This window comes from Citrobacter freundii complex sp. 2025EL-00176, assembly GCF_053309355.1.
The window spans coordinates 1-24,723 of record NZ_JBRYHT010000016.1; the positions used below are offsets into that span (position 1 = coordinate 1).

The 24,723-nt window shown below is 55.0% G+C and carries 23 protein-coding genes; 6 read left to right on the forward strand and 17 right to left on the reverse strand.

The features are described from left to right. Positions 1-152: 152 nt before the first annotated feature. From ndk to ACVXHP_RS21195, 3 genes are all read right to left on the reverse strand, one after another. Entirely contained in the window at positions 153-584 is a 432-nt protein-coding gene (ndk, locus tag ACVXHP_RS21185) for a nucleoside-diphosphate kinase (RefSeq protein ID WP_003037710.1), read from the reverse strand. A gap of 149 nt (positions 585-733) precedes the next feature. After that, positions 734-3,046 (reverse strand): peptidoglycan glycosyltransferase PbpC, encoded by a 2,313-nt coding sequence (gene pbpC / locus ACVXHP_RS21190; RefSeq protein ID WP_447572142.1) that lies wholly within the window; start codon positions 3,044-3,046, stop codon positions 734-736. Further along, the gene (locus ACVXHP_RS21195; RefSeq protein ID WP_447572143.1) at positions 3,047-7,981 is read right to left on the reverse strand and encodes an alpha-2-macroglobulin family protein; all 4,935 of its coding nucleotides are present in this window, start codon (positions 7,979-7,981) and stop codon (positions 3,047-3,049) included. Positions 7,982-8,187: 206 nt separating this feature from the next. On the opposite strand from ACVXHP_RS21195, the gene sseA reads away from it, so the two are divergent. Further along, positions 8,188-9,039: a 3-mercaptopyruvate sulfurtransferase gene (gene sseA, locus ACVXHP_RS21200; protein ID WP_447572144.1), complete on the forward strand. Its 852-nt coding sequence runs from the start codon at positions 8,188-8,190 to the stop codon at positions 9,037-9,039. Positions 9,040-9,047: 8 nt separating this feature from the next. Here sseA and ACVXHP_RS21205 read toward each other — a convergent pair whose 3' ends face one another. Further along, complete coding sequence (locus ACVXHP_RS21205; RefSeq protein WP_447572145.1) at positions 9,048-9,218, reverse strand: hypothetical protein; 171 nt, start codon at positions 9,216-9,218, stop codon at positions 9,048-9,050. 10 nt (positions 9,219-9,228) lie between these two features. Between ACVXHP_RS21205 and timP the strand changes: the two genes are divergently transcribed. Further along, positions 9,229-9,345, forward strand: a complete 117-nt coding sequence (gene timP / locus ACVXHP_RS21210; RefSeq protein WP_304701152.1) for a small toxic inner membrane protein TimP — start codon at positions 9,229-9,231, stop codon at positions 9,343-9,345. Positions 9,346-9,381: 36 nt separating this feature from the next. On the opposite strand, the gene sseB is transcribed toward timP, so the two are convergent. The 11 genes from sseB to trmJ all read right to left on the reverse strand — a co-directional run bounded on the left by sseB (position 9,382) and on the right by trmJ (position 18,127). Next, positions 9,382-10,158 (reverse strand): enhanced serine sensitivity protein SseB, encoded by a 777-nt coding sequence (gene sseB, locus ACVXHP_RS21215; RefSeq protein WP_447572146.1) that lies wholly within the window; start codon positions 10,156-10,158, stop codon positions 9,382-9,384. A gap of 70 nt (positions 10,159-10,228) precedes the next feature. Continuing rightward, a complete protein-coding gene (gene pepB, locus ACVXHP_RS21220) occupies positions 10,229-11,512 on the reverse strand; it encodes an aminopeptidase PepB (RefSeq protein ID WP_038642620.1) in 1,284 nt (427 codons plus the stop codon). A gap of 61 nt (positions 11,513-11,573) precedes the next feature. Beyond that, positions 11,574-11,774, reverse strand: a complete 201-nt coding sequence (iscX, locus tag ACVXHP_RS21225; RefSeq protein WP_200005470.1) for a Fe-S cluster assembly protein IscX — start codon at positions 11,772-11,774, stop codon at positions 11,574-11,576. A gap of 11 nt (positions 11,775-11,785) precedes the next feature. Then, entirely contained in the window at positions 11,786-12,121 is a 336-nt protein-coding gene (fdx, locus tag ACVXHP_RS21230) for an ISC system 2Fe-2S type ferredoxin (RefSeq protein ID WP_003037690.1), read from the reverse strand. 1 nt (position 12,122) lies between these two features. Continuing rightward, entirely contained in the window at positions 12,123-13,973 is a 1,851-nt protein-coding gene (hscA, locus tag ACVXHP_RS21235) for a Fe-S protein assembly chaperone HscA (RefSeq protein WP_165408184.1), read from the reverse strand. 15 nt (positions 13,974-13,988) lie between these two features. Beyond that, entirely contained in the window at positions 13,989-14,504 is a 516-nt protein-coding gene (gene hscB / locus ACVXHP_RS21240; protein ID WP_447572147.1) for a co-chaperone HscB, read from the reverse strand. Positions 14,505-14,578: 74 nt separating this feature from the next. Next, positions 14,579-14,902: an iron-sulfur cluster assembly protein IscA gene (iscA, locus tag ACVXHP_RS21245; RefSeq protein WP_003037681.1), complete on the reverse strand. Its 324-nt coding sequence runs from the start codon at positions 14,900-14,902 to the stop codon at positions 14,579-14,581. Between the two features lie 20 nt (positions 14,903-14,922). Continuing rightward, positions 14,923-15,309 (reverse strand): Fe-S cluster assembly scaffold IscU, encoded by a 387-nt coding sequence (gene iscU / locus ACVXHP_RS21250; RefSeq protein ID WP_032433428.1) that lies wholly within the window; start codon positions 15,307-15,309, stop codon positions 14,923-14,925. A 26-nt stretch (positions 15,310-15,335) separates the two neighbouring features. Continuing rightward, the gene (gene iscS / locus ACVXHP_RS21255) at positions 15,336-16,550 is read right to left on the reverse strand and encodes a cysteine desulfurase (RefSeq protein ID WP_032939471.1); all 1,215 of its coding nucleotides are present in this window, start codon (positions 16,548-16,550) and stop codon (positions 15,336-15,338) included. 112 nt (positions 16,551-16,662) lie between these two features. Then, positions 16,663-17,154: a Fe-S cluster assembly transcriptional regulator IscR gene (gene iscR / locus ACVXHP_RS21260; protein WP_200005468.1), complete on the reverse strand. Its 492-nt coding sequence runs from the start codon at positions 17,152-17,154 to the stop codon at positions 16,663-16,665. Between the two features lie 241 nt (positions 17,155-17,395). Beyond that, complete coding sequence (trmJ, locus tag ACVXHP_RS21265; RefSeq protein ID WP_447572148.1) at positions 17,396-18,127, reverse strand: tRNA (cytosine(32)/uridine(32)-2'-O)-methyltransferase TrmJ; 732 nt, start codon at positions 18,125-18,127, stop codon at positions 17,396-17,398. Between the two features lie 118 nt (positions 18,128-18,245). Here trmJ and suhB point away from each other — a divergent pair, with 118 nt between their 5' ends. Then, entirely contained in the window at positions 18,246-19,049 is an 804-nt protein-coding gene (gene suhB, locus ACVXHP_RS21270; RefSeq protein WP_149281455.1) for an inositol-1-monophosphatase, read from the forward strand. 67 nt (positions 19,050-19,116) lie between these two features. Here the strand turns inward: suhB and ACVXHP_RS21275 are convergent, their stop codons facing one another. Then, on the reverse strand, positions 19,117-20,097 hold the full coding sequence (locus ACVXHP_RS21275) for a nickel/cobalt transporter (RefSeq protein ID WP_447572149.1): 981 nt from the start codon (positions 20,095-20,097) through the stop codon (positions 19,117-19,119). Then, positions 20,088-20,726 carry a DUF1007 family protein gene (locus ACVXHP_RS21280; protein WP_200005464.1) on the reverse strand — a complete coding sequence of 213 codons (639 nt, stop codon included), beginning with the start codon at positions 20,724-20,726 and terminating at the stop codon, positions 20,088-20,090. Before ACVXHP_RS21280 ends, ACVXHP_RS21275 begins: the two co-directional genes overlap by 10 nt. Positions 20,727-21,145: 419 nt before the next feature. Between ACVXHP_RS21280 and ACVXHP_RS21285 the strand changes: the two genes are divergently transcribed. From ACVXHP_RS21285 to ACVXHP_RS21295, 3 genes are all read left to right on the forward strand, one after another. After that, complete coding sequence (locus ACVXHP_RS21285) at positions 21,146-22,129, forward strand: substrate-binding domain-containing protein (RefSeq protein WP_447572150.1); 984 nt, start codon at positions 21,146-21,148, stop codon at positions 22,127-22,129. A 103-nt stretch (positions 22,130-22,232) separates the two neighbouring features. Then, positions 22,233-23,741: a sugar ABC transporter ATP-binding protein gene (locus tag ACVXHP_RS21290; protein ID WP_200005462.1), complete on the forward strand. Its 1,509-nt coding sequence runs from the start codon at positions 22,233-22,235 to the stop codon at positions 23,739-23,741. Further along, positions 23,734-24,723, forward strand: coding sequence for an ABC transporter permease (locus ACVXHP_RS21295; protein WP_304701173.1), 990 nt, complete (start codon positions 23,734-23,736; stop codon positions 24,721-24,723). The genes ACVXHP_RS21290 and ACVXHP_RS21295 overlap by 8 nt, the downstream gene beginning before the upstream one ends.

Genomic DNA, 24,723 nt, shown 5'->3' on the forward strand with positions numbered 1-24,723 from the left:
TGATACGGCATGCGGGCTGCATGGCAGAAAGAACTGGCCGGTTCTCTCTGCACAGAAAGGATAATACAAGGCCTGATAAGACGCCTCGCGTCGCCATCAGGCAAAGCAGAGCCGGATGCGCAAACGCTTATCCGGCCTACAGGACGAGCTTATTAGCGCGTACGCGGGCAAACCTCGCCCTCACCAAAGAAATAGGCGATTTCGCGAGCGGCAGATTCAACGGAATCAGAACCGTGAGTCCCGTTCTCGGTGAAGCTGTCAGCGTAGTCGGCACGCAGGGTACCGGCCAGCGCGTTCGCCGGGTTGGTAGCGCCCAGCAGATCGCGATGACGCTGTACGGCGTTTTCGCTTTCCAGAACGGAAACAACGATCGGGCCGGAGGTCATGAATTCAACCAGACCGTCAAAGAACGGCTTGCCATCGTGCTCAGCATAAAAGCCACGCGCCTGCTCAACGGTCAGGTGCAGCATTTTAGTCCCGACAATCTTGAACCCTGCAGCTTCAAAGCGCGCAAAGATGCTCCCAATAACGTTTTTTGCCACCGCGTTTGGTTTAATGATGGAAAAAGTACGTTCAATAGCCATTGATAACCTCTGTAATGTGTTCTGTTGTTGTCTATATAGATGTACGACCTGGCGCGGATTATAAAGAGCATCCCGGCAATTGACTATTGATGAAGGTAACATTTCTTTAAAATAAGATGAGTTTTAGCAACAAATAGTCACCAACTGGTCTACTGCAACGAAAATCTCACCGTCGCCACCTGTCCGGCGTCATCCATCACCAGCAGCTGGTAATCCCCTTTGGCTGTCAGACGTAGCGTCAGGTGACGCCCGCGCTCGTCCAGACGTTGTCCGTTAAGAAACCACCAGCGATCGCCTGTTCCACCGCTGGTTTGCACCGGTAATGAAGCCTCTGGAAAACCAGGTAAACGCTTCACGATCGCGCCATCGCGCAGACCTGTCAACTGCAACGGTAACGCGGGGTCCTGCCCCAACGGCGGACATGTGGCAGAAACAGGCGGTAATCTCGCCCCACGGCGCTCTGATTCCGGCAGCCATGGTTCCAGCGGCAAGGGCCAGACGATAAGCGTCTGTTCGCGCGCCTGTGGGCAATCCGCCGCCACGCGTTTACCCTCGCCGTCCAGCCAGACAGGGAAACGAATGCCGTTAACGCCCTCCTGCTCGGGTAATAACAGCGTTGGCGGCTGACTGCCATCCAGTAACCAGGTTGCCAGACGGCGGCGACAGTTGCCGTCTCCAGCCGCAAGAGATTGCCCGCCCGGCCAACATACCACGCCGCGGCTGACAGATTCAGGACGAGGATCTTCCGGCTGATTCGTCCCGCGAGAGAGCAGAAGATTGTTGACCTGATTGAGCAGCGGTACAGCACTGGCAAAACCAAACTGCCCCACCACCGGCGTACCGTCCGGCCTGCCGGTCCAGATGCCAATCACATAACGGGCGTTAATACCAATCGCCCACGCATCGCGATAGCCATAGCTGGTGCCCGTTTTCCACGCCAGCGGAACCACTCTGCTCAGTGCGTTATCCGGGAGCGGTTGTGCTTCGTCAGCCATAATCCGGCGAATAATCCACGCCGCGCCTGCCGACATCAGCGGGCGCTCCAGTAGCGGGTCTGCTGGCTGCAGGCGCAATTTACCCGCCTTCCCGTGGCGGGCAAAGGCGCTATACGCCGCCGCCATATCATCAAGCCTTGCCCCCGCCCCGCCCAAAATCAGCGACAGATTCGGCGCAGCCCCTGCGGGTAGATATAACGGTAAACCGACGTTACGTAACGATGCGGCAAAACGCTTCGGGCCATAGGCTTCCAGTACCTGGACCGCGGGTAAATTCAGTGACCGTACCAGCGCCTCGCTCATGCTTACCGGTCCGTGAAATCCACTGTCAAAATTCCCCGGTCGATAATCACCGGTTCGCCGTGGTACATCCTGCAACAACGAGGCCGGATGAATTAATCCGTCATCCAGCGCCAGACCATAGATAAACGGCTTCAACACCGATCCCGGCGAGCGGATCGCATTCACCATATCCACATGGCCAAAGCGGGAGTCATCATTCATATCCACCGACCCCACCCAGCCACGCACGCTCATATCGGTGTGATCGACCACAATCATCGCCAGCGAACTGCGCGCCGGTAATCGCCCTTTCCAGTTTTGCGCCAGCTCTTCGAGTTGGCGCTGCAACCCGGCGTCAAGGGTAGTCACGATTTTATCGCTTCGGCTTTTTCCCAGCATCATGCGCGAAAATAACGGCGCTAACTGCGGCATCTGCCTGGGGGCCAGCCAGACCGGCTCTTCGCGTGACTCCTGCACCTGTTTTGCGGGCCAAATGCCCTGAGTTGCCATACGTTCGAGCACTTTATTACGTGCCGCTTCAGCGCGCTCCGGCCAGCGGTCCGGGCGCAGACGGCTCGGCGCCTGTGGCAGCACAGCCAGCAATGCGGCGTCAGAGTAGCTCAGTTGTGCAGGCGATTTGCCAAGATAGGCCCAGCTTGCTGCGCCCACGCCCTGCAACGTGCCGCCAAACGGCGCACGGTTAAGATACAGCGTCAGGATGTCGCGCTTGGACAGATGCCATTCCAGCTGCAACGCGCGCCAGAGCTGGCGAAACTTGCCGCCAAAGGTGCGTGGGTGGGGGTCGAGTAAACGTGCCACCTGCATGGTGAGCGTACTGCCGCCCGAGACGACACGTCCTGAAGAGAGGTCCTGCCATGCGGCGCGCAGCACTGAAAACGGATTGACGCCAGGATGTTTCCAGAACCAGCGGTCTTCGTAATTGATTAAGGCTTCAAGGTATCGGGGGGATACCTCCTCAATCGTCACCGGATAACGCCAGATACCGTCCGCGTCGGCGAAGCGCCAGAGAGGCGTACCATCGTGCGCCACCACGACACGTGCGGTATCCACCTCGTGAAGCGGCAGTGGCCAGATTTTATCTGCCGCCCAAATCGCCGTCACCAACACTAGCGCAACGGCTGCCAGCCAGAGCCAGCAGCCGCGTTTACCCAACCTGCGCATCATTTACGGTCTGACAATCAAAAGCCCCTCTGTCGCACCGGTTGCTCGCCACTGCGGTACATACATTGATTCCACCTGCGGGACGGGAACCTGATACGTCCCCGGCGTTACTGCCCTCGCCAGGTAGACCAGCGTAACCGGCTGTCCTTCATTGACCGCCACCGCAGCGACAAAGCGATCGTCGCGGAACTCAATATGCTGGATATCCGCCTGCTGCATCTGATTGAGCAGATTCGCCACTTCGCTAGCGCTATCCTGCAGGCTGGCGCTACCGTTGGCCAGATTCTGGTTTTCCAGCTCCAGCCCGGCAGGCAGTAAGTCGACAACCAGCGCATCCGGCACGTTCTGGCTGGCTTTCACTTCCAGCCAGACCAGCACCAGCTCGCCACTGCGCAGAGAATCCAGTGATTTGCTGCTCCCGTCGAGTCCCAGGATTTGACGTTCAATATGCAGTACGTTGCTGGCAGGCGTCGGTGAGGTTTGCGGATACCCGCTGACATCCAGACGCAGCCACAGCGGCAGATTACCGGTATTCGTGACGCTCAGCGTGGACAGTTCGTCGGCATCCAGATTCCGGGTTTGCGATTTCTCACCTGCTAACGGCTGTTCAGAGAGTGATGTTTGCGCCTGCCACGTGCCAGGTAAATCCTGTAGCGTACGCGCGGCAAGGAACAACGCATTATTTTCCTGAGTAGAGAGCCAGCGCTGACCAAAGGCCTGTTCTGACAATGTATTCAGCAACGTATTCTGCTCTTCAGGTTTGAGCTTGTTCTCTTCCAGCAAGGCCAGCATCAGCGCATTGTCGCGAAGCTGACTGCCGTAATCCGCCATCCACTCCTGTGCATCGCGACGCGGTGTATTCAGTGCCAACGTAAGCGCCTGTTCACTGCGATTGGCATCGCCCATGTTTTTCAGCGCGATCCCCAGTTGCAACAGCGGTAAACCAGAAGCCGCCTGAGCGCGGCGATCCCAGATTTCACGCAGTGCACCAAGCGGGGCTTTTTGCTGACGGGCCAGCACCAGCGCGGCGTAGGCCTGTACGGCAAACCGGCTTGCAGACGAGTCATCGGTATAACGAATCGACATCATCCCCGGATCCTGCAAATAACGCAGCAGCCGCTCATTACCCCGGTTAATCACCTCAACCGGGACGCTGTAGCCCTGTTCGTTCGCACGGACGAGGAAATCCATTACGTACGCGGTCAGCCAGTACTCTTCCGGCCCGTTCTTATCCCACAGCGCAAAACCGCCGTTATCACGCTGCATTTGCAGTAAACGGGAGATGCCAATCTCTACTGCCGCACGGCGTTTTTCATCACTGTCGCCCGCGATACCTAACGCCTTCAGTTGCGCAGCATTGGTGTATAAAGAGGGGAACAACCCACTCGCCGTTTGCTCCAGACAACCGTAAGGGTACGCTTTCAATTCACGGATGTAGCGCGCCAGATTCAGCGGCGGCTTACCGCTGAACAGCAATTGCCCCTGCATCGTCACAGGAGAGAAATTAGCCAACTCTTCGCCCGGAAGCTGCCAGGTTGTCCCCGGCTGGAGCGCAACGCCATTATTGACGGTTTGCGCGGGGAATGCCGGGCGCACGCCAATCTTCCACTGTTTGTGCTGCACAGGCAGCGTTTCACCCGGCAGAGACAGACCGCTAATCTGCGCCTGAATTTCACCCTCGCCAAAGCCTTCCCGCGCGCGCACCGGAATAAACAGCGTAGTCCGTACGCCTGGCGCCAGATTCACCGGCGTAGGATCTTGCCCTATCAGTTCCAGTAAACCGCTGGCCGCGAGCTTAAGATTCAGCGTCTGTGGCTTATCGGTCAGGTTGGTCACGTCCAGCGTCAGGCGCGACGTATCTCCCCCAGCCAAAAAGCGCGGCATGTTCAGTTCAGCAATCACCGGCGCGGCGACAATCACTTTGCTTTCGCTGCTGCCAAAGTCATCCGCCGTCCAGGCCTGCGCCATAACCCGCAGCTCGCCGTTGAAATCACCGATCGGTAACGTCACCGTACCTTCGCCCTGCTCGTTAAGCGTGACCGGCAGCGCCTGTTGCGCCACGATATTGACGTGATTAACCGGAGGCTTACCGCCACGCTTTAACTCGTCGCCATCGCCACCAAAGCGCAGCGCCGCCAGACGTCCTTGTCCTTCGATGACCTGACCGTAAATATCATAAATATCCGCGCCATAGCGTTTTTGCCCAAAAAACGCCTGCCATGGGTCGGGCGTGACGTAATCAGTGATGTTCAACACCCCACTGTCAACGGCAGAGACCAGCACGTTAACCTGCTTTGGCACGTCGCCATTTTTAACGCTGGCTTTAATCCTGACGGTTAACGGCTGATTTGGACGTACTTTCGCCGGGCTTTCGAGCGCCAGTCCCAGACGGCGATTTTCATCGCCCAGCGGTAAATGCAGCAACCCAACCGCCCGTTTTGGCGTCGCCGAACGGGATTTGTCGCCAGGACGAACCACCAGCGCACTGAGATACAAATCGTGGCGATTCCAGGTTTTATCGACCGGAATAGTGAGATCCAGGCCATTCGCAGGCACGTCTATTTCTTGCCACCACAACGGTCCTTCGCTGGATTCCACCATCGCATAACCTTTGCCAGCCGCAGGGGCAGCAATATGCAGCTTCATGGTATCGCCAGGACGATAGCCGGGTTTATCCAGTTTCAGGGTCACACGATCGGGGCGAACAGAGCCGCTGCCGTCGCTATTATCCTGCCAGCTATAACCGGCCCAGAAGCGCACACTGCTCACCGCATCATTCGGCGCTTTTACTTCCAGACGATAGGCGCCCCACTCAACCGGGAAGCTCACTTTCCCGGTTTCATCGGCTTTAAGATCCAGCGTCTGCTCACCTTCGATCAGATCTTTTTGATCAAACTGCGATTGCCAGCCCTCACCCTCAGTCCAGTTCCAGTAATAATCACGACGTTCCCGGATCAAACGCACCTGCAAGCCGGACACCGCTTTTTTATCGCCTTTCGCATCGGCATAAACGATATCAAAAGCGGCATTGCTGTCTTCATCGACGATAGGCTGATTCACCGTGGTGTCGGTGCGGTAATCATAAACGGCTTTCGCCGCAAACTGCGGACGAATCCCCGGCAGCGTATCCGCAGGCCAGATGGCTTGTTCAACCCGACGCGTCACCGGGCGGCCCCCCGACTCCAGCAGGCTGGCTTGCAACACCACCTGTAACGGCGAGTGCGTCTCCTGCCACTGGCTGGCGGTGGTTACTTCGCCACGACCGTGATCGTCCAGCGTGAGCTGAACCTCATCAAGACTGCGGGAAAGATTTTCTTCGGCAATATTACCAAACTGGAACCCCGGCAGTGTCTGCACCGCTTCGCGTAACGGCCGCAGGAAAAGCTGCCCTTGCAGCGCGTTGCCGTTGGCGGGCGCGCCGTACAGGTAGTATCCCACCACCGAGAACTTCACTTCATCAGTTGGCGCTACCGGCATCTTGCTGGCGGTGAGATTCAGCGCCATCCGCTCTGGCATAAAATCTTCGACATGGAAATCCCACATCCGCGTCTGGTTGTCGCCAGTATTGGCGCGAATATGCCACATACCGGTTGGCGCGCTGCTGTCCAGCGGCCAGCTAAAGCGGTACAGACCGTTCTCCGGCTGGCTGACAACCGAGCGCAAGACCTGTCCGTCGGGCTTGACGACCTCCAGTTTTACTGGCTGATCGGGCAACGTTTTGCCGTCGCTGTCACGTAGTAATCCATTGAGGATCACCGTTTCACCGGGGCGATAGAGATCGCGCGGACCAAACATAAAGAACTGTTTGCTGTATCCCGGCGCGCCGGCAATATCAAACTCAGCCAGATCCAACGCCGGAAGTTTCAGGTCAAGCAGCGTGGTCTGCCCGTCTTTGCGAGCCAGCAATAAGGCCGCTTCTTTATCGGTTTTAAGCTTTACATGACCCTGTGCGTCGCTGGTGGCCTGCGCCAGCGTCTGCCCTTTTTCGTTGAGCAACGTGACATCAATACCCTGCTGCGCTGCACCGTTTTCCAGACTCTGCGTAAAGACATCCAGTTGATTGTGGTAACGATGCGCCGACACACCAATATCGCTGAGCGTAAACAGCGTCGCGGCATTACTGTAGTTGTATTTTCCGGCCTGATTCATCACCGCGATGTAAACGCCGGCCTGCTGCAACGGTTTGATTTCGCTCAGCGGCAGCAACAGCTTTTCGCGCGTATTGCGCGCAGGGTTGAGGTCAAAGCGTCCGGTATAGACCAGTTCCGCCATTTTCAGCAGATTATCGGATTCCCAGTTCGACAACGAATTGCGGTATTCCCACTGGCTGACAAACGCGCCGAGCGACTCTGGCTTCACGCGATAAAAATTCACATCCACACTGTTAACGTTGAGCGCCATCACCGGCAGCCCTTCAATCACTTTTCCCGGCAGTAGCGAACCGCGACTGGCGAAGCCTACGCTCGGCTGGACGTCACGTGTGGTTATGTTTTTTTCATAATCGATGCCAAACGTCGCTTTATTCAGCGCCAGTAAATCACGTTCAATGGTAACCACCAGTTCACGGTTAGGTTCGAGGTGGCGTAGGCGTAGCTCTTTCAGGTTTGGCGCCAGCTCCCAGGCACCATCGACTTTGCCGCTTTTTTTATCGACAACGTGCACTACGCGGGAAAAATCTTGTTCCGGATTGAGAGGAATGGAAAAGGTCAACACGAGCGTTGCCGCACCGTCGAGCTGAACCTCTGAGGCATCTAACAGCGTCAGCGACTTGCCCTGACTTTGTTGCATCAGCTTTTCTAACTGAGCCTTGTCTTTTGCGGGCGCGGTCTGCGGCGCAGGTGCATCCGGCTTCGCGGCCGTCGTCGATTTTTCGTTATTATTATCGCACCCGACAAGTGCCAGCATCAGCATGCAGGCCGCTACGCGTAAATGTTTCATTTTTCATCCCTGGCCGTAGTGGCCCGTTAGCTACGTAGAACAACTATTATGCGTTAGTTTTCAGGCTGTGGAAGCCAGTAAATGAACAACGTTGTCCTAATTTTCGTGATTAATGTGGATTCGCCTGCCAAATCAGCCTCTTTTACTTGTCGCTTTGCACTAAACGTCCGACAATTTGCCAAAACCTGGTAAAAATGGAGATGCCTATGACCACCGCCTTCTTTGTCGCTGCCGACTGGCTTGCCGAACACATTGACGACCCGGAAATACAAATCCTTGATGCCCGGATGGCACCGCCAGGTCAGGAAGATCGCGATGTTGACGAGGAGTATCGTGCAGGTCACATTCCTGGCGCCGTTTTTTTTGATATTGAAGCGCTTTCCGACCATACCTCGCCGTTGCCGCACATGATGCCGCGCCCGGAAGCCTTCGCTGTCGCGATGCGCGAACTGGGTGTTCATCAGGATAAGCATCTGGTGGTCTACGATGATGGCAATCTGTTTTCCGCCCCACGCGCGTGGTGGATGCTGCGGACTTTTGGCGTCGAGAATGTCTCCATTCTGGCGGGCGGCCTTGCAGGCTGGCAGCGCGATGAGCTGATGCTGCAGGAAGGAAACGAGGATTTACCCGAAGGCGAATTTAACGTCGCATTTACGCCTGAAGCCGTGGTACGCGTCACTGATGTGCTGCTGGCCAGTCATGAAAAAACGGCGCAGATCGTCGATGCCCGCCCGGCTGCGCGTTTTAATGCCGAAGTTGACGAGCCGCGTCCTGGCCTGAAGCGTGGTCATGTGCCTGGTGCGCTTAACGTACCGTGGACAGAGCTGGTTCGTGATGGCGAACTGAAAACTACCGATGAGCTGGATGCTATTTTCTTCAGCCATGGCGTGAGCTTTGACCGCCCGATTATCGCCAGCTGCGGCTCCGGCGTTACGGCTGCCGTGGTGGTACTGGCGCTTGCCACACTGGATGTTTCGAACGTCGCATTGTATGACGGGGCGTGGAGCGAATGGGGAGCGCGTAACGATTTACCGGTTGAACCGGCTGAGGCTAAATAAAATCTGATTTACTCATCTTTTTCGCCGACAAAAAAACCGCTCAAATGAGCGGTTTTTTTGTGCCAGTCCGGTTCGCGGCCTTTCCAGCAGGCGTTGTTGCCATAGCAACGCAAGCACACCACAGTGCTTGCTATCACGGCATTATCGCCAGTGGTGCTGTCGTGATGCGGTCTTCGCATGGACCGCGCAATGAAGATACGATATTTCTGTATCGTGCTTGTTGTTTCTGGCGCGTTGTGTCTTCACGGGGACCAGAGTTACTCAGGTAATTCTGCACGCGTGACGCTCAGCCCCCAGGGCAAGTAAGCCTGGTAGCCGCCCTTCGGGGCGGCTTTCCTTCACTCAGATAATCCGGTTCTGTTTAAAATCGCGCAGGAAACCGCCCCAGCGGCGTTCGTAGAACGGCGCGATATGCTCGGTAATAAAGTGGCTGGCGCCCTTCTCGCCTTTCTTCACCTGGCAGATATCAATCGGCTCATCGCCCGGTAATGTGTCGGTCGCGACGCTGCCCGCAGCATGAATGATCTCTTCAATATCACCTTCGGCTTCAATACCAATCAGCAGGTTCGGCTGAGCTTCCGCACTTTCTTTGATTGAGCAGAGAAACGCGCGTTTTACCGGCTTAATGGTTTTGAACAGCGTGGTCAACGAGTCAATCATCTGCGCCGGGGGTTCTGCGACTTCGGAGAGGATCAGCGATTCCCCCCCTTCCAGTACCTCCTGGGTGCTTAGCGGACTCCCCTCTTCACCGATCAGCAGACTGATTTCACGCGGCATAAACTCTTTGCCGGTCGGCAGTTTCGCATTGAGAAACAGCGTTTCGCCAAGCGTCATTTCAAACAGCGTGCGCACTGGCATGACGACAAATGCTTGCTCGTCTGCAACCGCCTGCTGCAGAGCCTCAAGGGAAGTAAAGAACGGGATCACGGTTGTGCCGTCTTCTTTTTCCCAGTGCTGCAGATCGAGCGCGCTGTCTTCAACCACCGCCTCGCCTTCTGCAGCAGTACCCGGCACCCAGACGGTGGATTCAAGTAAAGTACGGAAAAATGCCGGACGATGCGCAGGCTCTGTCGCCGCTTGTTCCAGCAACGTTTCTAATTCATTTTTTGTTTCGGACATAAGGATCACAAATTAGATGAATACATGTAGGCCGGATAAGCGTAGCGCCATCCGGCAATACCGTCATGAATTATGCGGTCAGCAGATTCGCGATGGTGCGCACACCCAGACCGGTCGCGCCTGCAGACCACTGCTCAACCGGCGCTTTGCGATAGGTTGCAGAGCAGTCGATGTGCAGCCAGCCTTGCTGGTAGTTTTCCACGAAATGGGACAGGAAGCCTGCCGCAGTGCTCGCCCCCGCCGGATAGGCCGCGCTGCCGGTGTTATTCAGTTCGGCAAAGTTAGACGGCAACTGGCTACGGTGGAACTCAGCCAACGGCAGACGCCAGAACGGCTCGTTTTCTTGTGCCGCACTTGCCAGCAGACGAGCAGCCAGCTTGTCATCAAAGCTGAACAACGCGTGATAATCGTTACCCAGGGCGGTTTTCGCGGCGCCGGTCAGCGTAGCTGCATCAATAATCAGCTCTGGTTTCTGCGCGCTGGCGTCGATCAGACCATCAGCAAGCACCAGGCGTCCTTCCGCATCGGTATTCATCACTTCAACTTTTTTGCCGTTGCGATAGTGAATAATATCGCCCAGCTTAAAGGCGTTGCCGCTGATCAGGTTATCCGCACAGCACAGATACAGTTTCACACGCTTGTTCAGACCACGGGTAATGGCAAACGCCAGCGCGCCGGTGACCGTTGCCGCACCGCCCATATCAGACTTCATTGAGTCCATAAATGCGCTTTGCTTGATGCTGTAACCGCCGGAGTCAAAGGTAATTCCCTTACCAACCAGGCAAGCATAAACCGGGGCTTCTTTGTCGCCAGTCGGGTTGTAATCCAGCGCCAGCAGCACCGGAGGACGCTCGGAGCCGCGGCCCACGGTATGCAATCCCATGTAGTTCTGCTCACGCAGATCTTCACCTTTGGTGATGCGGTAAGAGACGTTATCGCAGGCAACAGAGCACAGCAGGTCGACCGCGCGCTGCGCCAGTTGTTCCGGACCCAGTTCTTCCGCCGGGGCGTTAATGGTATCGCGCACCCAGTCAATAATCTTCAGACGGTTATCCAGCTCTTTGCGCTGTGCTTCATCCAGGGCAGCCCACTCAACTTTGCGACTGCCTTTTGGTCCTTTATAACCCTGCCAAAAAGCCCAGCTGCGTTCGGTATCCCAGCCTTCACCGTCCAGTTGAACGTGTTTAATACCCAGGCCGTCGATTTTACGCGCGGCGCGCTGGATAAGGCCAAGGTCATCTTTTCCGTTCAGGTGCAGGGTAATGCCTTCATTATTAATACTGTATGTTGCCTTTTCACCCCAGCGGGCATCAGCAGGTTGCGTGGAAAGCGTAATTTTCATGGCTTCTGTCATTTTATTTATCCTTATTTTCGCGCATACAGGAAAACGGGCCACCCGTGGGCAGCCCGTTGACTTATTCGGCTTCGTCCAGCCAGACCAGTAAAATGGCCTCAAGGATTTTTTCGTTCGATGCCTGTGGATCATCATCGAACTCTTCCAGGTCACAGATCCATTGGTGCAGATCGGTGAAACGAACGGTCTTGGGATCGAGATCGGGGAAGGTGTCGTACAACGCTTCACCGATTTCACGGCTATCGGTCCACTTCAGTCCCATACTACCCTCTGTTAATGCTCACGTGCATGATTGATTGTGTAACGTGGGATTTCGACCACTAAATCGTCCTCGGTTACCCGCGCCTGACAGCTTAAACGGCTCTCCGGCTCCAGACCCCAGGCTTTATCCAGCATGTCGTCTTCTTCTTCCGTGCTTTCCGGCAAAGAATCAAAACCTTCACGTACGATGCAGTGACAGGTCGTACAGGCACAGGATTTTTCACAGGCGTGTTCAATCTCGATACCGTTACGCAGGGCAACGTCGAGAATGGTTTCGCCGGTCTCAGCTTCCAGAACTGCGCCATCGGGACAGAGATCCTGATGAGGCAAAATAACAATCTTTGGCATATTAAACCTCGTCCACGGAATGGCCTTTCAGCGCGCTACGGACGGATTTGTCCATGCGGCGAGCGGCGAATTCCTGGGTTTGTTTGTCTACGTTTTTAATGGCTTGTTCTATCGCGTCAACATCGTCACCCTGCGCAACCTCGCTCAAGTGCGCGGCGGCGGTGTCGATAGCCTGACGTTCTGCGGCGCTTAACAGCGCGGCATCAGCGTTCAGCGCACCGGATAAACTCTCCAGTACACGTGCCGCTTCGACTTTCTGTTCTGCCAGCATACGGGCTTTGACGTCCTGCTCGGCAAAACTCATCGAATCCTGAATCATAGAGGCGATTTCGCCGTCGGTCAGACCGTAGGACGGTTTGACCTGAATGGAGGACTCAACGCCGGTGGATTTTTCCATAGCGGTGACGCTCAACAGCCCGTCGGCATCCACCTGGAAGGTCACGCGAATATGCGCGCCCCCTGCCGGCAGCGCCGGAATACCGCGCAGCGCAAAGCGCGCCAGTGAACGACAGTCCTGCACCAGCTCACGCTCGCCTTGCATCACGTGGATGGACATCGCGGTCTGGCCGTCTTTAAAGGTGGTAAAGTCCTGCGCACGCGCCACCGGGATAGTGGTGTTACGCGGAATCACTTTCTCCACCAGACCGCCCATGGTTTCCAGCCCCAGGGACAGCGGAATGACGTCTAGCAACAGCATTTCGCTGTCTGGTTTATTCCCGACCAGAATATCCGCCTGGATTGCCGCACCGATAGCGACCACTTTGTCCGGGTCGATAGAGGTCAGCGGCGTACGGCCAAAGAATTCGCCGACGCGTTCACGAACCAGCGGCACGCGGGTTGAACCACCGACCATCACCACTTCCAACACATCCTGCGGCTCAACACCCGCATCTTTCAGCGCGCGACGGCAGGCCAGCAGCGTACGCTTAACCAGTGCGGAAATAAGTTCATTGAAGGTTTCACGGGTGATTTCACCCTGCCATCCCGCCACGTTAACCGTTACCGAATCGGCGTCGCTGAGCGCGATTTTCGCCGCAATGGCGGCATCCAGCAGTTCGCGCTGTACGCGATTGTCGCTGCGATCGGCAACACCCGCCTGCTCGCGAATGTAATCGGCGAGCAGATGGTCAAAATCATCGCCACCGAGTGCGGAATCACCGCCGGTCGCCAGCACTTCGAACACGCCGCGGCTCAGGCGCAGAATAGAAATATCAAAGGTACCGCCGCCAAGGTCATAGACCGCGATCACGCCTTCCTGACCGGAGTCCAGGCCATAAGCGATCGCCGCAGCGGTCGGCTCATTCAGCAGACGTAATACGTGCAGACCAGCCAGACGCGCGGCGTCTTTGGTCCCCTGACGCTGTGCATCGTCAAAGTATGCCGGGACGGTGATCACGACGCCGTCCAGTTCACCGGACAGCGATTCGGTTGCCCGCGCGGCCAGCGCTTTCAGAATGTCAGCGGATACGCGCACCGGATTAAGTAAACCGGCAGCGGTTTCAATCATCGGCAGGCCGTTTTCACTGGCCTGGAACGTATAAGGCAGATGCGGGTAGCGCGCCTGGATATCCGCCAGTGAGCGGCCCATCATGCGTTTTACCGAACTAACGGTATTGGCCGGGTCAAGCGCGGCATTGGCGCGGGCATCATAACCGACAGAGTAGCCCTGCGGCTGATAGTGAACCACTGACGGCAACAGGTGGCGACCTTCGTGGTCTGCCAGCGTTTCGGCCTGGCCGCTGCGTACGGTCGCAACCAGGGAGTTGGTAGTGCCTAGATCGATACCTACCGCCAGACGACGCTGGTGCGGCGCGGCGCTCAGACCAGGCTCACTAATTTGTAATAAGGCCATTTTCGCTTCCGGAAATTAAAAATCGAGCAGTTTTTCTTCGAGTTGTTCTGCACTGCTTCGCAGTTTATCGAGAAAACGCAGCTTACGCACGGTATCCGCCGCCGCGTCCCACATCTCGTTATCCAGCTGTTCAACCATCAGTTGATGGCGACTTTCAAACATTTTTTTCACGCGCTGGATAAAGCTTTCCAGTCGCGATTCGTCTTTCGCCTGCTCGATCTCGTCAAGCTCTTCCCGCAGCTCCAGTTGCTCCATCAGGAACGCGGTATCACACACCGTGTGCTGCTCGCTGCGGATATCAAAGCCGTGTAAAGACAATAAGTATTCGGCGCGCATCAAGGGGTGACGCAGCGTTTGCCAGGCCTGGTTAATGGTGGCGGACTGCGAAACCGCAGCAAGTTGCTCCGCCTGAGAGCCGCTGGCGAATTTATCAGGATGATACTGACGTTGGAGATCCTGAAAACGGATCGTCAGAGCCTGGAGATCAATAGGATATTGAGCGGGTAATCCGAAGAGAGTGAAGTAATCCATAACTATCTCAGGGGTAGCCTGTTAGAACAAACCCCACACGTAAAATCATGCGTGTGGGGTTATCGGTGAGCGCGTTATACGTGGAAGCTTTCGCCGCATCCACATTCGTCTTTCACGTTCGGGTTAGTGAACTTAAACCCTTCGTTCAGACCTTCTTTGACGAAGTCTAACTGCGTACCGTCGAGAAATTGCAGGCTCTTACCGTCGACTACAACTTTAACGCCTTTGTCTTCAAACACGGTATCTTCAGCCGCCGGCTCGTCAACAAATTCCAGTACATAGGCCATACCTGAGCAACCGGAGGTTCTCACGCCCAGACGCAGGCCAAACCCCTTACCGCGGTTAGCCAGGAAGGTATTTACACGCGCTGCTGCACTGTCGCTTAAGGTAATCGACATAATAAAACCTCAACTCTTAATTATTTTACTTCACGTTTGCTTTTGTAATCCGCAATCGCGGCTTTAATCGCGTCTTCAGCCAGGATAGAGCAGTGAATTTTCACCGGTGGCAGTTCAAGCTCGTCGGCGATATCGGTGTTTTTAATCGCCTGTGCTTCGTCCAGAGATTTCCCTTTTACCCATTCGGTAACCAGAGAGCTGGAGGCAATAGCGGAACCGCAGCCGTAAGTCTTGAAACGCGCGTCTTCAATGATACCCTCATTGTTGACTTTGATCTGCAACTTCATCACGTCGCCACAGGCTGGTGCACCGACCATGCCGCTACCCACGTTCTCGTCGCTGTTGTCAAAAGAGCCCACGTTACGTGGATTCTCGTAATGATCGATAACTTTTTCGCTGTAAGCCATGTTGAATTCTCCTTATCGGTGCCGAATTAGTGATGTGACCATTCAATACTGTTCAAATCCACGCCCTGTTTGAACATTTCCCACAGTGGAGAAAGGTCGCGCAGACGGCCAATGGAGTTGCGAACCAGATTGATGGCGTAGTCAATCTCTTCTTCGGTAGTGAAACGACCTAAAGAGAAACGAATTGAGCTGTGTGCCAGCTCGTCGGTCATACCCAGCGCGCGCAGCACGTAGGATGGCTCCAGGCTTGCTGAAGTACATGCAGAACCGGAAGATACCGCCAGGTCTTTCAGCGCCATAATCAGCGACTCGCCTTCAACAAAGTTGAAGCTGACGTTGAGAATGTTCGGTGCGCCCTGCTCGAGGTCGCCGTTCAGGTACACTTCTTCCATGTCCTTCACGCCGTTCCACAGACGGTTACGCAGGCTGCGCAGACGCGCCATCTCGGTTTCCATCTCTTCTTTCGCGATACGGTACGCTTCACCCATGCCAACGATCTGGTGGACAGGCAAAGTACCGGAACGCATGCCGCGTTCGTGACCGCCGCCGTGCATCTGCGCTTCGATACGGATACGCGGTTTACGACGCACATACAGCGCGCCGATACCTTTCGGACCATAGATTTTGTGGCCGGAGAAGGACATCAGGTCAACTTTCAGCTGGCTCAGGTCGATAGGCAGTTTGCCCACGCTCTGAGTGGCGTCAACGTGATAGATGATGCCGCGCGCACGGCACATTTCGCCGATAGTCGCGATATCCTGCACCACGCCGATTTCGTTGTTCACGTGCATGATGGACACAAGGATGGTGTCGTCACGCATTGCCGCTTCAAGTTCTTTCAGGTCGATAATACCGTTACGCTGTGGGGCGAGGTAGGTGACTTCAAACCCTTCGCGCTCCAACTGACGGCAGGTATCCAGCACGGCTTTGTGTTCGGTTTTGCTGGTGATGATGTGCTTGCCTTTTTTCTGATAAAAGTTAGCTGCACCTTTAATCGCCAGGTTATCGGATTCCGTCGCACCGGAGGTAAAGACGATTTCACGCGGATCGGCACCGACCAGCTCAGCGATCTGATTACGGGCGATATCTACCGCCTCTTCAGCATGCCAGCCAAAACGGTGTGAACGGGAAGCTGGGTTACCAAAGTTTCCGTCCAGGGTCAGACACTGCATCATTTTCTCGGCAACACGCGGGTCCACCGGCGTGGTTGCGGAGTAATCGAGATAGATCGGTAATTTCATTGCTCTATAAACTCCGTACATCGCTTCAATGCAAGGAACCAGGCAACCGGCTGGATGTACGACCGAGTTAACGGGGCGTCAAACACCCCGGCCTGATTCTGAAATACTTTTATTATGCGCGTAACTTAACGTCGATCGCGTCTTGAGTACGATTAGTGCGTGGAGCGTCGTGCGTGTGCTGGCGACCAGACACATCCAGGACTTCCTGATTATTCACCAGTTCGCCCAACGTAATGTTGTTGAGGAAACCGGTCAGACGATCGCTCAGATCGCGCCACAGCGCGTGGGTCAGGCATTTATCGCCGCCCTGACAACCGCCTTTGCCCTGGCAACGGGTCGCATCTACAGACTCGTCAACAGCGCTAATCACTTCACCTACTGCGATGCTCCCGGCATCTTTACCCAGCAGATACCCGCCGCCTGGTCCACGTACGCTTGAAACCAGACCGTTTTTACGCAAACGGGAAAACAGCTGCTCCAGATATGACAGGGAAATTCCCTGACGTTCAGAAATATCAGCCAACGGTACCGGGCCCGTTTCGGAGTTGAGCGCAACGTCCAACATTGCGGTCACGGCATAACGCCCTTTTGATGTCAGTCTCATGTCTTACTTAGCCTCAAACTCGCCCCTGCCCGGGGTTTTTTATTGTAAAATGGGGGTATTGCATAGCAGGGGCAAGTCTGACATTCCCGACTAAATCAGTCAACTATTTACTTGACTAATTTAGTCAAGTATTTGGCGTTCCGTGCGGTATTCGTTTGTCGGATGGCGCTTCGCTTATCCGACCTACAGGCCGCACGATTCGTAGGCCGGATAAGCGAAGCGCCATCCGGCATTAGCACAGTTACTTGCTTTTATTCTGCTGTTCAATCGACGCCAAAATTCCGCGCAAAATGTTCAGCTCCTGACTCTCAGGACGCGCACGCGTAAACAAACGGCGCAGCTTGTTCATCACTTGTCCCGGATGGCCTTCGCGAATAAACCCGGTCGACAGCAGCGTTTGTTCCAGATGACCGTAAAAACGCTCTAAATCATCCACCAGCGGATACTCAGCTTCTTCGTATTCGACGGTCTTATCACCTTCCTGCGTCGCCAGCCAGGCCATGCGGACTTCATAAGAGATAACCTGCACCGCCATCGCCAGGTTGAGCGAACTGTATTCCGGGTTCGCGGCAATGGCGACGTGATAATGGCATTTTTGCAGTTCTTCGTTGGTCAGGCCAACGCGTTCACGACCAAATACCAGCGCCACCGGCGTATTCGCCGCTTCAGAGACGCTTTTTAAGCCGCATTCGCGCGGGTCCAGCATCGGCCACGGCAACGTACGGGAACGCGCGCTGGTGCCAACCACCAGACTGCAACCCGCCAGCGCTTCATCAAGGGTATCGACGATCTGCGCGCTGCCGATTACATCGCTGGCGCCCGCCGCCAGGGCGATGGCCTGCGAGTCCGGTTTAACCAGTGGATTGACAAGCCACAGATTGGTTAAACCCATGGTTTTCATTGCGCGGGCCACAGAGCCCATGTTGCCAGTGTGAGAGGTTTCCACCAGCACAATTCGAATATTTTGCAGCATTGTATTTCTTCGGCTAAAGATTATTCGGGCATATTATCATAAAACGAAGACATATTCCGAACTCGCTGCTATACTCTGCGCCGTTTTCCCGTTCTTTAACATCCAGTGAGAGAGACCGATGCATCCGATGCTGACCATCGCCGTGCGCGCAGCGCGCAAGGCGGGTAATGTAATTGCCAAACACTACGAAACCCCAGACTCTGTAGAAACCAGCCAGAAAGGCAGCAATGATTTCGTGACTAACGTCGATAAAGCCGCCGAAGCGATTATTATCGAAACGATTCGCAAATCTTACCCACAGCACACCATCATCACCGAAGAAAGCGGTGAACATGTTGGTGAAGATTTGGATGTTCAATGGGTTATCGATCCACTGGATGGCACCACCAACTTCGTAAAACGCCTGCCGCACTTCGCGGTATCTATCGCAGTACGCATTAAAGGCCGTACTGAAGTCGCCGTGGTTTACGATCCAATGCGTAACGAACTGTTCACTGCTACCCGCGGTCAGGGCGCGCAGCTTAACGGTTACCGTCTGCGTGGCAGCACGGCTCGCGATCTGGACGGCACCATCATTGCCACCGGCTTCCCGTTCAAAGCGAAACAGCACGCCGCTTCTTACATGAAAATCCTTGGCAACATGTTTACCGAATGCGCTGACTTCCGCCGCACCGGCTCTGCCGCGCTGGATCTGGCCTATGTTGCCGCTGCGCGCGTTGACGGTTATTTTGAAATCGGTCTGAAACCATGGGATTTCGCCGCAGGTGAGCTGATTGCTCGTGAAGCTGGCGCCCTGGTGTGCGACTTCACCGGCGGTCATAACTATATGGCAACCGGCAACATCGTTGCAGGTAACCCGCGCGTAGTGAAAGCCATGCTGGCTAACATGCGTGACGAACTGAGCGACGCGCTGAAGCGTTAATCTGCTGTGGTGCCGGATGCGTCGCTTTCGCGTCTTATCCGGCCTACAATTCCTGCCGCTCACTAATCTAAAACGGTCTTAATCCCCTACCGACCGGCACCGCGCTCATCCACATCACCACCGCCGCCGCAATCAATACCGCCCCACCGGCTAATGCCAGCGTTGTCCAGCCAATTTGTCGCCACAGCACCGGCGCTTTATGCCCGCTAAGTCTTACCGCCAGCGAGCGGAAACTGTGTACCAATAAAGCCAGCGACGTAATCGTTAAAGAGGTTCCCGCCGCCATCGCCAGCGCCGAGGCCATGCCCCAGCTAAAGACGCCAATCACTTTACTGAACAGCAGCACCATGATGGCCCCGGAGCATGGGCGCATCCCCATAGACAGAATAATCATCAACCGGGCGCGCCAGTCATCGCCGCTTTGCAACTGTTCCGGCTGCGGTAAATGCTGATGCCCGCAGCCACAGCCGTCGTGATGCACATGGTGCGGTATGAAAGCGGTAAACGTTGGCCGTTTTAGCAATGAGCGCAGTTTTTTCAGCGCCCGCCAGCACAGCAGCAGGCCCAACACGCCCACCAGCACATAGCTCCCTCTTTCCAGCCAGAAGCTGCTCATATGCAGCTGCCGCGCAGGCAACTGCAAGACGGTGAGCACAATAACGACCAGACCAATCGCGACCAGTCCTTGTAATAAAGACGACGCCAGCGTCAGACCGATACTTGATTTGAGTTTCGACGGGTGCGTCGCAAGCCAGGTAGTAATCACGACTTTTCCATGTCCCGGCCCCAGTGCATGCAGGACGCCGTAGAGAAAACTAAACAGTAGCAGCGATCCCCCTGCCTGGGTCGGACTGGCAGCAACCGCTTTCAGCAATCCGCTCATCTGTTGGTTTACTTCGCGCTGCCAGACGATGCTTTTCATCATCACCTGCGGCCAAGCCTGCCATAGCCACAGTATGCCGCCTGCCGCCAGCAGCAAAAATAGCGCCAGCGGCCACAGCGTAAGCCAACGACGTCCGGCGGAGCGTTGCTGATAAACTACTGACATTGCAGCGTTACCGTTTGTGCGAACTGTTTACCCAACTCCATATCCTCCGGCGGGGCGTCTTCTTTATCCAGCGACTGCGCAAAGCTCAGCGTTTGTTCATTCGGCGTCGGCGTATGGACAGTGAGTCGGCATTGCTGGCTAATGGCCTGCGTTAGCCTGGCGTCGCTGTCCTGGTCATAGCTCATATCAACGTAGTAGGTCGGATCGAAGGTTGAAATGGTATATTTTTGACCACTCAGCGGCTGCGGTTCAGCTAAGGGCAGAACGAACGTCAGCACCGCCTGATGTTCCTCACGTTCCATGCCGTATTCCGTCGGCCTGTTTTTAAACTTTACCTTTTGCCCGTCATGCCACACTTCAGTGAAATAATGCTGCCCAAGCACATTCGCCATCACTTCCGCCGCCAGCTTTTTCCAGATCTCCGTGCCAGGTTTGGCATTGCCCGCATCGTAAAGCAGATCTGCTGAGGTGATTTCATCCATCGTCCAGCGCATTTTCAGCGCCACGAACTGATTATTCTCGCTCACGATCTCGGTTTTCAAATGGATAAAGCTGTGGGGATGCGCGCCTGCGCCAAAGGACAGGACAGCAAGAAACAACGCTACAATAATGTGCTTAACGTGCTGCATGACTTCTCCACGATAAAAATCCAGGCCGCCAGAAATAATGATGTGTGTTTGGCGAAAGAGTGCTGAGAATACCATTGAACGAAAAAATGTTGAGCACCCTTTTCCGGTATCGATTCAGTTCTCAATTTCGACAATTCTTTCTCCAGCAACGCCCGTCTAAATCCCTTTTCACCGCCACAACTTACGTAAAATGATAATGAAATGTTAATTTATAGTTTCATTTTAATGATTAATTAACAATACCTTCGCTGCAACGGATAGAAAATCTCGGTAATTTAACTAATTTTTAACTATTATTTCTCCATAAATTCACAGCAACGGACATATATCACATTCACGAAACTTATGATTCATTCCCTCTTCCATTCGTAGTTAACTTCACGGCGTGACATGTCCTGCCCCCTACGAAAGGTACAACTATGAAATTCAAACTCGCATTACTCAGTGCAACCCTGGTTTCTGCATGCATGTTGTCCGGCACATCCTTTGCGGCGGAAAAATATGAAATTGCTGTGGTTGCCAAAGTCACCGGGATTCCGTGGTTTAACCGGATGGAAACCGGCGTTAATGAAGCAGCAAAAAAATTGGATGTGAATGCTTACCAGACCGGGCCTTCGACACCGGATCCGGCTCAACAGGTGAAAGTCATTGAGGATCTGATCGCCAAAAACGTTAACGCGATCATTGTGGTGCCGAATGATGCCAAAGTCCTTGAGCCGGTACTGAAAAAAGCGCGCGATAAAGGCATCGTGGTGCTGACGCACGAATCCCCGGATGAGCAGATTGGCCAGTGGGATATTGAAACCATCGACAGTGAAAAATATGCGCAGGCTAACGTCGATGAATTAGCGAAAAGCATGGGCGGAAAAGGGGGGTATGCCATCTATGTCGGTTCGCTGACGGTACCGTTGCATAACGCGTGGGCCGATTATGCGATTAAGTACCAAAAAGAAAAATATCCGGAAATGTTCGAGGTCACTTCACGTCTGCCGGTCGCGGAAAGCATCGATAAATCCTACGCCACCACGCTGGACCTGATGAAAACCTATCCACAGATGAAGGGCATTATCGGCTTCGGCTCGCTGGGTCCAATCGGTGCGGGTCAGGCGGTGCAGAAAAAACGCGCCAAAGATAAAATCGCCGTTGTCGGGATCGCTATGCCAGCACAGGCTGCGCCTTACCTGATGCGTGGCGATATCAAAAAAGCGCTGCTGTGGGATCCAAAAGACGCGGGATACGCGCTGGTAACGGTAGCCGATCAACTGTTGCAGGGTAAAGACGTTAACGCCGATTTGAGTATCGATGGTTTAGGGAAAGCCGATATCGACACGGAGAAGAAAGTGATCCGCTTTAACAAGATCCTCGAAGTCACCAAAGACAACGCAAAATCACTCGGTTTCTAAGGCTTTAGCCGACACCAGGGAACCTTAACGCCGACCGTCTGGTCGGCGCTATCAACCAAACTAACACTTAGCGTCCATGCGGACGCGCGCAGGGGTATTGTCCATGACAGACACCACCGCATTTATCACTCTTGAGAATATCAGCAAACAATTCCCGGGCGTGCTGGCGCTGGATAACGTGAATCTGACGCTGAGAAAAGGCGAAGTTCACTGTCTGGCGGGTCAAAACGGCTGTGGTAAAAGCACCATTATTAAAGTGATCTCCGGGGTGTATCATCCGGAAAAAGGCGCGAAGATTTTACTCGATGGCAAATTATTCCATCACCTGACACCACAGCTTTCTTCCCATTATGGTATTCAGGTTATTTATCAGGACCTGTCATTATTCCCTAACTTTAGCGTCGCCGAAAATATCGCGGTCAACCGCTATCTGCCCGGTGGCGATATCTGGGTACGCCGTGGCGCGATGAAACAGCAGGCGCTGGCCGCCATGAAACGCATCGGCGTGAACATCGATCCCGATAAAAAAGTCGAAAAACTGTCGATTGCCGATCGGCAACTGGTCGCCATTTGCCGGGCTATTGCCGCCGATGCGCGTCTGGTGATTATGGACGAACCCACCGCGTCGTTAACCCGCCAGGAGGTCAATGGCCTGCTGCGGGTCGTCAACGAACTGAAAGCGGCCGGGATTTGCGTGGTGTTTGTCAGCCACCGTCTGGATGAAGTGATGGAAGTGGCGGACCGCATCAGCGTGATGCGCGACGGCAAACTGGTGGGGACTTACCCAGCCAGCGAACTCGACAGTCACGAACTGGCCTTCCTGATGACCGGACAACGCTTCCACTACAGCCCGCTGCCGGAAAGACCTGCGGTTGAGCAAGAGCCGCTGCTTGAGCTGCGCAACCTCAGCCGCCGGGGGAAATACCAAAACATCAATTTATCGCTACATAGCGGTGAGATTGTCTCCATTGTCGGTCTGCTGGGTGCCGGTCGCACCGAGCTTTGCCTCAGTTTGTTCGGCATGACCCATCCGGAAAGCGGCGAAATGCGCATTAACGGCCAACCGGTTACTCTGCGCAACAACCATGACGCCATCAAACACGGGATCGGCTATGTCTCTGAAGATCGCCTGACGCAGGGGCTGATCATGGAGCAGTCGATCTATGACAACACCATCGTCACGGTGTTTGACCAACTGCATACCGGCAGCGGTCTGCTCGATCATCGCAAAGCGCAAAAGCTGGTCGCCGATTTGATCCGCGAGCTGAACATTAAAGTCTCCGATCCGCATCTGCCGGTCAAAACGCTCTCCGGCGGTAATGCCCAACGCATTGCCATTGCCAAATGGGTGGCAACCCATCCGCGCATCTTGATCCTCGACTCCCCTACGGTCGGCGTGGATATCGCCAACAAAGAGGGGATTTACCAGATAGCCCGCGATCTGGCGGAACAGGGAATGGCGGTGCTGATGATTTGCGATGAAATCCCGGAAGCGTATTACAACAGTCATCGTGTGCTGGTGATGCGCCGCGGCAAGCTGGTAGCGGAATTTAATCCTCATCACTGCCGTGAAGAGGAGATTGCTGAAGTGGTCGAGGTAATCAATGAATAGTCTGCGTCTCTCCCGTTTAATCGGGCAACATGAATTCTGGCTGGGCCTGCTGGTCGTGGCGCTCGCCGTCGGGCTGAGCGTCAGTACCGATGAGTTCTTGTCACTGGGCAATCTCACAGATGTCGCCACCAGCTACGCTATTCTCGGCATTCTCGCCTGCGGGCTGTTTGTGGTGCTGATTTCCGGCGGGATCGACATCTCATTTCCGGCGATGACCGCGATTGCCCAGTATGCGATGGCCAGTTGGGTGATCGCTCACGGCGGCAACTTCGTACTGGCTTTAGCCATCGCAATGGCGGTCGGCCTGCTGCTTGGCCTGTTTAATGGCTTCCTGGTCTACTGGCTGCGCGTTCCGGCGATCATCATTACCATCGCCACGCTGAACGTCTACTACGGCCTGTTGGTTTATGCCACCAAAGGTACCTGGCTGTACGGCTTCCCGGACTGGTTTATGAACGGTATCAACTGGTTGTCGTTCACCGCGACAGACGGCTACGACTACGGTTTAACCCTGCCCCTGCTGTGCCTGGCGGCGGTGATCATCTTTACCGCCGTGCTGATGAACTATACCCGTCTTGGCCGTCAGGTTTACGCCATGGGCGGCAACCGCGACGCGGCCTCGCGCCTGGGGCTGAATCTGCTGAAGCTGCATTTCTACGTCTATGGCTATATGGGCATTCTGGCTGGTGTTGCCGCCGTGGTTCAGGCGCAAATCACCCAGTCTGTTGCCCCCAACTCCCTGCTCGGCTTTGAGTTAACGGTACTGGCAGCGGTCGTGCTCGGCGGCACCAGCATGAGCGGCGGGCGCGGTACGTTAACCGGAACGCTACTGGGTGTTGTGCTGCTGGCGTTCTTGCAAAATGGTCTGACGCTGCTGAGCGTCTCCTCTTACTGGCACACCGTGTTCAGCGGCGCCATTATCCTGGTCAGCATTAGCGCCACGGCCTGGAATGAAAAACGTAAACTGGCAAGGGAGCTTTGA